Annotated in this window: 9 protein-coding genes; 8 read left to right on the top strand and 1 reads right to left on the bottom strand. The window is 28.8% G+C overall.

Going from position 1 to position 6,368, the window contains the following annotated elements; all coding sequences use genetic code 11:
• Positions 1-102: 102 nt before the first annotated feature.
• Entirely contained in the window at positions 103-294 is a 192-nt protein-coding gene (locus tag Q0W06_RS19000; RefSeq protein ID WP_297639574.1) for a hypothetical protein, read from the bottom strand.
• A 204-nt stretch (positions 295-498) separates the two neighbouring features.
• Between Q0W06_RS19000 and Q0W06_RS18995 the strand changes: the two genes are divergently transcribed.
• The 8 genes from Q0W06_RS18995 to Q0W06_RS18960 form a co-directional block, all read left to right on the top strand.
• Positions 499-861, top strand: a complete 363-nt coding sequence (locus tag Q0W06_RS18995) for a hypothetical protein (RefSeq protein ID WP_297639571.1) — start codon at positions 499-501, stop codon at positions 859-861.
• A 262-nt stretch (positions 862-1,123) separates the two neighbouring features.
• The gene (gene murQ / locus Q0W06_RS18990) at positions 1,124-2,032 is read left to right on the top strand and encodes an N-acetylmuramic acid 6-phosphate etherase (protein WP_297639568.1); all 909 of its coding nucleotides are present in this window, start codon (positions 1,124-1,126) and stop codon (positions 2,030-2,032) included.
• 5 nt (positions 2,033-2,037) lie between these two features.
• Positions 2,038-2,904, top strand: a complete 867-nt coding sequence (locus tag Q0W06_RS18985) for a MurR/RpiR family transcriptional regulator (protein ID WP_366516802.1) — start codon at positions 2,038-2,040, stop codon at positions 2,902-2,904.
• A 30-nt stretch (positions 2,905-2,934) separates the two neighbouring features.
• Positions 2,935-3,249 carry a PTS lactose/cellobiose transporter subunit IIA gene (locus Q0W06_RS18980; protein ID WP_366516801.1) on the top strand — a complete coding sequence of 105 codons (315 nt, stop codon included), beginning with the start codon at positions 2,935-2,937 and terminating at the stop codon, positions 3,247-3,249.
• Positions 3,250-3,310: 61 nt separating this feature from the next.
• Positions 3,311-3,574 (top strand): hypothetical protein, encoded by a 264-nt coding sequence (locus Q0W06_RS18975; protein ID WP_297639565.1) that lies wholly within the window; start codon positions 3,311-3,313, stop codon positions 3,572-3,574.
• 44 nt (positions 3,575-3,618) lie between these two features.
• Complete coding sequence (locus Q0W06_RS18970) at positions 3,619-3,924, top strand: PTS sugar transporter subunit IIB (protein WP_297639562.1); 306 nt, start codon at positions 3,619-3,621, stop codon at positions 3,922-3,924.
• Positions 3,925-3,966: 42 nt separating this feature from the next.
• Complete coding sequence (locus tag Q0W06_RS18965) at positions 3,967-5,259, top strand: PTS sugar transporter subunit IIC (protein WP_297639559.1); 1,293 nt, start codon at positions 3,967-3,969, stop codon at positions 5,257-5,259.
• 65 nt (positions 5,260-5,324) lie between these two features.
• A partial coding sequence (locus tag Q0W06_RS18960; RefSeq protein WP_297639555.1) for a MupG family TIM beta-alpha barrel fold protein occupies positions 5,325-6,368 on the top strand: 1,044 nt, incomplete at its 3' end.

Genomic DNA, 6,368 nt, shown 5'->3' with positions numbered 1-6,368 from the left:
TTATCACCCCTTCATCTAATAAATATGCAGTTTTAGAATTTGTGGGGCAAATATCAAAAAGTTTTAAAAATAAAATTAATAAAAAAACTTGAAGAAAAAATTCTATTTTTCTTCAAGTTTCTTTAAGCGGTTATTTAGTGCTTCTATATCAGAGTGTAGTTTTTTGTGATCAGCAAACATCTTTCTTACAATGGTGATTATTTTTACCATAAGTACACTGAGCCCAATTATAATAACGATAAAAATAAAGACATTTATCAATAAAACTAAGATGTTAATCATACCAATACTCATTTAGTTATCCTCCAAACTATTTATGGAAATTCATCTATTAATAGGATATTTTATATATAAAATAATTGTAGCATAATGAAATACTTAAATAGTAACAGAAATAAATAAATTTTATGAAAATTATGCTTGGAGTAGTTTCTATTAGAAAAGGTGAGATATTATGATAAAATGAGACTAGATAAACTGAGTATGGAGGAGTAAAGGATGGAAAAGGAATTTTCAGTTACAGTACAAGAATTATATATTAAAGAGTTTGGTGAAGATAAATATAGCTTAGATGAAGTAGTTAAATTATATAAAGAAGAAAAGGTTATTTTAGATTACAATGACTTAAAGAGTATAAACATATTTGGTGAGGAAGAGACGATACTTAAAGAATGTTATGACTTTGAGGATAGAAAAATATATGTAATAGAATTCTTAGAGAAAACTTACATAGTTCAAAGTGATTCAGAGCAGGAAGCAGTATTAGGAATATGCAGCATGTATGAAGAAGGAAAAATAGAATTAAATGAAGAGAATCTTACGGATCTAATAATCCAATATGGAGAAGTAGTGAAAAAGTAAAATAACGAAGGTGGATACATTTCATAATAATTTTGGTTGAATACAATATAGAATAGAGAAAGTAAGGGAAGTATATTAGAAGTTTAATATACTTCCCTTATTTTTATACTTAAATGAAGTATTTTAATCGTATTGTAGAAACGATAAAAAAATAAAAGTAAAATAATTGAAATAAAAGAACAAAATTACAAGGAAAATATTGTAATAATATTTCAGGTGTGATAATATAATTATATTAAGAAAACGTTTTAAAGGAGGCAGGATGGAAAAGATAGATTTAGAAAGACTAATAACAGAGAGTAGAAATGAAAATACGATTAATATAGATAAAGTATCTACTATAGAAATGATTAAGTTAATAAATGATGAAGATAAAAAGGTTGCTTATGCAGTAGAAAAAGAACTAGAAAATATTGCAAAAGCTATAGATGGAATAGTAGATAGAATAAAAGTAGGAGGAAGGCTTATATACATAGGAGCTGGAACTTCAGGAAGATTAGGTATTCTAGATGCATCTGAATGTCCACCAACTTATGGGGTATCAGAGGATTTAGTTAAAGGAATTATTGCAGGTGGAAATGAAGCAATCTTTAGAGCAAAAGAAGGCGCAGAAGATTCAAAAGAACTTGCAGTTGAAGATTTGAAAATAAATAAAATATCAAATAAAGATACTATAGTTGGATTAGCAGCATCAGGAAGAACGCCATATGTTGTTGGAGGATTAGAGTATGCAAATGAAGTAGGAGCATTAACTATTTCAATAACATGCAATAGCGAATCAGAAGTAGCTAAAAATGCAAAAATTTCTATAGCACCTATAGTAGGAGCAGAAGCTATTACAGGATCTACTAGATTGAAAGCAGGTACAGCACAGAAGTTAGTATTAAATATGATTTCAACTGGAAGTATGATAAAACTAGGGAAAGTGTTTGGAAATTTAATGGTAGACGTAAAGTCAACTAATAAAAAGTTAATGGAAAGAGCTAAAAGAATAGTGGTACAAGCTACTGGAATATCTATGGAAGAGGCTACAGTAATATTAGAAAAAACTGAATATGATGTGAAATTATCAATATTTATGATTATTTCAGAATTAGAAAAGGATGAAGCAAAAGAGAGATTAGAAAAAAATGCTGGATATATTACAAAAGCTTTGAGTGAAATTAAGTAGATAGAATAATAAAGCAGAGAGGAGGGAGGACGATAGTTGAATTTATAAAAAATAATTATGATAAATTTACAAATAAAGAAAAAAAGATAGCAGAATACATAATTTATGAAAAAGAAAAATTTATAAGTTTATCTGCTAAAGAAATTGGAGAGAAAACAGATACATCAGGACCAACAGTTGTTAGATTTGCAAAAAAACTAGGGCTTAGTAGTTTAAATGAATTGAAAATAAGAGTTCAGGCTAATATTGAGAGAAAAGTTGAAAAATTTGAGTATTTAAATGGTGAGTTAGATACAAAAGGGATAATGTATGCAATACAAGATATGGTTTGTTCAAGTATAGAAAAAACTATAGAAGTACTTAATGAGAGTGAGTTAGAAAAAGCAATAGAAAGACTATCAAAATGTAGAAACATAAACATATTTGGAATAGGATCTTCTAGTATTGTTGGACAAGACTTTTATCATAAATTAGCAAGAATAGGGCGAAGAGTAACTTATCATGTAGATAGTCATTTACAAATAGCAACTTCAGCTGTATTAAACAAAGAGGATATTGCATTGGTGATATCTTATTCTGGAGAAACAAGAGAAGTTTTAGAATGTGCTAAAAATGCTAAAAGAAATGGATGTTTTGTTGTGGCTATAACAAGAGCAACAGTAAATAATTCTTTAGAAAAACTAGCAGATGTTATTTTGAAAATAGCTCCAAAGGAAAAAGAGTTACGAGAAGGAGCAATAAGTTCTATGATTTCAGAAATTTCTATAATAGATATGTTATTTTTAGGGATTGCAAAGGATGATATTAATAAAGTTGAAGAAAGGCTTATAGATACAAGAAAAGCAATAGTGGAGTTTAAAAAAGAAAAATAGATTAAATATAAATAAAGGGGAAAAGAGAGAATGGATATGGAAGTTATAATTTTTGAATTAATAAGTAGAGGTGGAACAGCAAAAGGGCTAGCTTATGAAGCATTAGCAGAAGCTGAGAAAGGTAATTATGTTAAAGCAGAAGAACTTTTAAAAGAAGCAGATAAAGAATTATTAGAAGTTCATAAAGTTCAAACAGGACTTATTCAATCGGAAGCAGCAGGGGATAAAAATGATGTTTCAATTTTATTTGTACATGCCCAAGATCATTTAATGACAGCTATAGAAGCTAAAAATTTAATTGAATGTATTATAAGAATGCATAAAAAAATAGATAAATTAAGCTAAGGGAGGGATTAATATAAAACAAATTCAAAAAAAGTCTGATTATGATATACCAAGATTTTCAATGAAAAGTTCATTAATAATAATATTAGGAGCTTGTGTATCAACAATATTTTTTCCCTATTTATTAAATATAATAGGCATAGATTTTAAAGTTGGAGTAATGCTTGGAAGTACTTTTATATTAAGCTTTGTATTAGCATATGTTAGATGTTTTATAGAAAGTAAAAAGGGATTTACAAAATCTTTTTATATTACGTATTTAATTTTTGCTGTAGCTTTTGGAGTAATATCATTTTTCTGGATGTTTTTAAATACTTACGTGTAGATTAATAAATTAAAATAAATTATAAATTATTGGAGGAATTATAAATGAAAGTAATATTTGTTTGTTCACAAGGAATGTCAAGTGCAATAGCCGTAAATGCACTAAAAAAAGAGGCTAAAAAAAATGGTGTTGAAATGGAAGTTATAGCAGTTAGTACACAAGAATTTGAAGAAGAAATCAAAAATGGATATGACGTAGCTATGGTAGCACCACAAGTAAGACATAGATTTGATTATTTAAGTCAGTATGCAAAAGATGCAAATACACCATGTGCATTAATACAACCGCAAGCTTACAGTCCTTTAGGTGGACCAAAATTATTTAAACAAGTTATGGAATTAATGAAATAAAAATAAAAGGGTATAAGGGAATATTTAATAGGGAGGATTTTTATGCTTAATAGTTTTACAAAATTTTTAGATGAAAAATTATCTACGCCAATGGCAAAATTGGCAGAACAAAGACATTTAAGAGCAGTTAGAGATGGAATTATAGCAACATTACCATTAATTATAGTAGGGTCATTTTTCTTAATAATTGCATTTCCACCATTACCAGAAAGTTGGGGAATTACTGCCTTTTTAAAAGAAAATGCAGGAACAATACTATTACCATATAGAATGACAATGTATATTATGACCATGTATGCAACCTGGGGAATTGGATATAGTTTAGCAAAGTCATATAAGCTAGACGGAGTTACAGGTGGAGTTCTTGCTGCAATGGCATTTAATTTAACATTAGTTCCACAAGTAGTTGAAGGTATGGGATTTGTGATGCCAATGGCCAATATGGGCGGAGGCGGAATGTTTGTAGGAATCTTAGTATCAATTTTAGCTGTAGAAGTCTTAAGATTTACTACGGTAAAAAATATAAGAATTACTATGCCAGAACAGGTTCCACCATCAGTTGCTAGATCATTTGAAGCATTAACACCAACAGGAATTATAATACTTTTAATGGGAACAATAACTTACTTCTTAGGTTTTGATTGGCATGGAGCAGTATCTAAAGTTGTTTCACCATTAGTAACAGCAACAGATACATTACCATCAGTTATGATTTTAGTTGTATTAGTTACTTTTTTCTGGTCATTTGGAATACATGGAGTATCTATAGTTGGATCAATAGCAAGACCATTATGGCTTCAAATTTTAGATGCTAATACAGCTGCACAAGCTGCAGGAGAAGCACTACCAGGAATAGCAGCAGAACCATTTTTCCAATGGTTTATATGGATAGGGGGGTCAGGATGTACGATAGGTTTGGTTATTCTTTTAGCAACAGTAACAAAATCATCTTATGGTAGAACTCTAGGGAAAAGTTGTTTAGTTCCAGGAATATTTAATATTAATGAGCCAGTTATATTTGGAGCACCAATAGTATTAAATCCAACATTAATAATTCCATTTATAGTAACACCTTTAGTTACTGCAGTTGTTGCTTGGTTTGCAACAACCCTGGGATTGGTCAATGCTGTTGTAGTAACAGCACCATGGACATTACCAGGGCCAATAGGAGCATTTTTAGCAACAGGTGGAGACTATAGAGCATCGATTCTAAATATTGTATGTATAATAATTTCAATTATTATATACTATCCATTTGTTAAGTTATATGATAAGAAATTATTAAAAGAAGAGCAAGGGGAAGAACAAGAAAGTTTAGAGCATCAATATAATTAAATTAAGGGAAAAATAGATTTTAAATAGAGGAGTGAGAAATCACTCCTTTATTATAGGGAGGAAAAATGGGGAGATTAGGAATATCAATATATGTAGAGAAAACATCAGAAAAAGAAATTTTTGAATATATAGATAAAGCAGAAAAATATGGGTTTAGTAGAATTTTTTCATGCTTACTTTCGGTAAATGAAAGTAAGCATGAAATAAAAGCAAAATTTAAGAGGATAAATGATTATGCTCATGAAAAAAACTTTGAAGTAATTGTAGATGTAAGTCCTAAAATATTTGATAAATTAGATATTAAATATTCAGATTTATATTTTTTCAAAGAAATTGGAGCTGATGGGGTAAGATTAGATGCAGGATATTCAGGACTTGAAGAATCATTGATGACTTTTAATGAATATGATTTGAAGATAGAAATAAATATGAGTAATGATACAAGTTATATAGATACTATAATGAATTATATGCCAAATAAGGATAATCTAATAGCGTGTCATAATTTTTATCCTCATAGATATAGTGGATTAAATTTAGATCATTTTAAGGCATGTACTGAAAGATTTAAAAAATATGGGCTAAAGACAGCTGCATTTGTAACTAGTCAAGGAAAAAATAGCTTTGGACCATGGCCGGTAACTGATGGGTTACCAACATTAGAACTTCATAGAGAGCTTCCAATAGAAATTCAAGTTAAACATCTAATAGGTATGGGGAATATTGATGATATAATAATTTCAAATTGTTATCCTACAGAAGAAGAGTTGAGAACTATATCAGAGATAAGAAAAAATATGATTACATTTGATATAGAGATTAATGAAAAAACACCAGAAATAGAAAGAAAAATTTTATTAGAGGAATTACATTTTAATAGAGGTGATTTTTCAGATAATATAATAAGATCTACTCAAAGTAGAGTAAAATATAAAAATCATGAATTTGAATTATTTAATACTCCTGAATTAATAAAACGAGGAGATATAGTTATTGAAAGTAGTGAATATGGGCATTATGCAGGGGAATTACAAATAGCCATTAGAGATATGAAGAATAGTGGGAAGTCAAATGTAGTTGGAAGAATAAAGAGTGAAGAGTTATTTTTA

This window comes from uncultured Clostridium sp. (genome assembly GCF_947072515.1).
Classification (GTDB): domain Bacteria; phylum Bacillota; class Clostridia; order Clostridiales; family Clostridiaceae; genus Clostridium.
The sequence above is the reverse complement of the archived record's forward strand: the minus strand, read 5'-3'. Positions and strand labels throughout refer to the sequence as shown.

What these genes read in the sequence shown, in the direction of transcription:
- Q0W06_RS18995 (WP_297639571.1), top strand. Translation starts at nt 499, where the DNA reads ATGGAAAAGGAATTTTCAGTTACAGTACAAGAATTATATATTAAAGAG.
- murQ (WP_297639568.1), top strand. Translation starts at nt 1,124, where the DNA reads ATGGAAAAGATAGATTTAGAAAGACTAATAACAGAGAGTAGAAATGAA.
- Q0W06_RS18980 (WP_366516801.1), top strand. Translation starts at nt 2,935, where the DNA reads ATGGATATGGAAGTTATAATTTTTGAATTAATAAGTAGAGGTGGAACA.
- Q0W06_RS18970 (WP_297639562.1), top strand. Translation starts at nt 3,619, where the DNA reads ATGAAAGTAATATTTGTTTGTTCACAAGGAATGTCAAGTGCAATAGCC.
- Q0W06_RS19000 (WP_297639574.1), bottom strand. Translation starts at nt 294, where the DNA reads ATGAGTATTGGTATGATTAACATCTTAGTTTTATTGATAAATGTCTTT.
- Q0W06_RS18965 (WP_297639559.1), top strand. Translation starts at nt 3,967, where the DNA reads ATGCTTAATAGTTTTACAAAATTTTTAGATGAAAAATTATCTACGCCA.
- Q0W06_RS18975 (WP_297639565.1), top strand. Translation starts at nt 3,311, where the DNA reads ATGAAAAGTTCATTAATAATAATATTAGGAGCTTGTGTATCAACAATA.